This is a genomic window from Kaarinaea lacus (assembly GCF_975902315.1).
The window spans coordinates 1-2894 of sequence record NZ_CDLKIE010000046.1 but is presented as its reverse complement, the minus strand read 5'-3'; the positions used below and the strand labels follow the sequence as shown (position 1 = coordinate 2894).

Sequence of the window (2894 nt, the reverse complement as noted above, 5' to 3'; positions counted from 1 at the left end):
TGTTCAACACAACGCTCGCCATTGACTGCCTGTATTGCCTGCAGAAAAATGTTCGTTAATACACTCCGATGTGAATCCTTGATATTCATACGATTTTCAAATTTTCATACTAATTATTTGCACGAATACATTTATAGTCATTGCGATAATGGTGTAAATGCGTAAAATCGCTTCTAGGGGAGAAATACCACCCCCACAAGAATAATAATATCCTAATAAAGTCCTGCTATTGTGTTGCTGAAATTCGAAATTATTTTGGTGGAAGTCCCATGCGTTGTACAAACTGCGGATTTGAAAATCCGGAAGGTATGAAATTTTGCGGCCAATGTGCCACCTCGCTCGTACCCGTTTGCTCCAAATGTCAATTTGAGAATCCTGCAGGTTTTAAGTTTTGTGGCAGCTGCGGGAATCCGCTGGAAGCTCAGACCAGTAACGACGTCGACGAAACCACAACTGCCAAATCAAAAACTGATCCTGTTTCTTCACATACCATTGCATCTCATCCACAAGCAGAACGGCGCCAGTTAACTGTCATGTTTTGTGATGTCGTGGGTTCTGCCGCGCTTTCTGAGCATATTGATCCGGAAGATTTACGCGACATCATGGGAGAATACCGCGACACCTGCCAAAAGGTTGTTAACCAGTATCAAGGTCATATTGCTCAATACCTGGGGGATGGCGTGCTTACCTATTTTGGTTACCCCAAGGCCAATGAAGACGATGCTATACGTGCCGTACAAACCGGCCTGGAGCTTATATACAGCATTCAGCAACTTAATAAGCGCCTAATAAAGGAAAAAGGCATTAGCCTTTCAATTCGGGTAGGCATTCATACCGGACTGGTTGTCGTTGGAGAAATCGGCAGTGATGATAAACGTTCATTAGCGATGGGCACGACACCTAATGTTGCCGCTCGTCTGCAGGACCTGGCCGAAAGTAACTCGGTATTAATCAGTGATGCGACCCATAGACTCGTACAATCAAAAATTAGCTGCTCCAGCATGGGGGAGCATCAATTGAAAGGATTCACTCATCCGTTCACGATTTATAAAGTAATAGATATAGAATCATCTACCAACAAACCAACAATGGAAACGGCATTTAACCAGGTTCCATTGATTGGTCGGGAACAGGAATCCGCGCTGATCGTAGATCGCTTTGAACAGGCGAAGTCCGGGCAAGGTCAGGCTGTTTTGTTAAGTGGTGAAGCCGGTATCGGTAAATCACGTCTCGTGCAACTGTTACGCGAAATTGTTGCTGAAGATGATATTTGTTTTTTTGAGTGCTGGGGATCACCCTACCATAAAAACAGTTTCCTGCATTGTGTCGTAAACGTATTACATAACGTACTTGAATTCGATAAGTGTTCCACGGATGAAGAGAAAATCAAGCAACTGGAGTCACCGCTAGCGGCTTTTGGCGTACCATTGTCGGAAAGCGTACCTTTATTAGCAGAGCTATTATCAATCCCTCTGGAAAAAGATCGTTATCCCATACCGCAAATTACCCCACAACAACGTAAACAAAAGATCCTGGAAGCCCTGCTTGGCGTCGTACTCGGTATGGCATCGCAACGCATGGTTGTAATTATGATTGAAGATTTACATTGGGTAGATCCTACAACCATTGAATTACTGGGATTACTACTTGATCAGGTGCCTACATCGAATATTTTTGTACTTTTAACCTATCGACTGGAATTTACACCGCCCTGGGCACCGCGCTCCCATATTACTCATATCTCGATAAATCGCCTGACCCGCAAACAGTCTGGTCACATGGTACGCTGGATCGCAAAAAATAAAGAGCTGCCCGTTTCTGTGTTTAATGAAATACTTTCCAAAACTGACGGCACACCTTTCTTTGTCGAAGAACTAACAAAAATGGTGCTGGAATCAGATTTGTTAAAAGAAACCCATGAGCATTATGAACTGGTCAGGCCAGCAGCCAATCTCGCCATACCTTCCACATTACAGGATTCACTAATGGCACGTCTTGACAAACTGGGTCCAGCGAAAGAACTGGCGCAACTCAGTGCGACACTGGGAAGAGAATTCGCCCATACCCTGTTGAAGGCAGTTACCGGCGGCGCTTATGAAGATTTGAACCAACAATTATCACATCTGGTATTTCACGAACTATTGTATCAGCGTGGATTGCCACCGGCGGCCTCCTATACGTTCCGTCATGCCCTGGTTCACGAAGTGGCTTACCAGTCACTGTTAAGGAAAACCCGGCAGCAATACCATCGCAAAATTGCTGAAGTACTTGCCACACAATTTCCGGAAAAGATTCAGGAAAACCCTGAAATCATGGCTCGCCACTGTAATGAAGCGGGAGACTATGAAAGCGCCGTACAACACTGGATGCAGGCGGGACGAATGGCGATACAACGTTCAGCCAATGCCGATGCAACGGTACACCTGAGCAGCGCGTTGCAGGCATTGAAAAACCTGTCCGACACACCTGAAAACGCCGAAAAAGAATTGCAGATTCAGGCATCCCTGGGCCTCGCCTATATGTTACTGAAAGGATATGCTGCCGATGAAGTACAGTCGGCGTATGGTCGCGCTTATGATCTGAGCCGCCATATTGGAAGTTCTTCGGCCACTTTTCCTATTCTATGCGGGCTATGGGAATTCTATCTGGTGCGTGCTGACCTGGATACCGCGCAGGATTTAGCGGTTCAACTTCAAACAATTGCTTCAGAAGATTCAAATCCAGTTTTTTCTCTGGAGGCGCAACGCACCTTAGGGGCAACCTCTTTTTGGCGCGGTGATCTTACCAGCGCAGAACATTACCTTACTCATGTGCTTGGTGCCATCGAAGATGATTTTGCACCTAATCGTATGTCGATATACGGCCACGATACACTGGCTGCCGCACTGGGCAGC

Annotated in this window: 1 protein-coding gene; it reads left to right on the top strand. The window is 45.9% G+C overall.

Annotated features, from left to right (window positions below; translation table 11 throughout):
- Nucleotides 1–269 precede the first annotated feature (269 nt).
- Nucleotides 270–2894: adenylate/guanylate cyclase domain-containing protein (locus ACWVCM_RS00800; protein WP_455199790.1), on the top strand; the 2625-nt coding region annotated here is incomplete at its 3' end.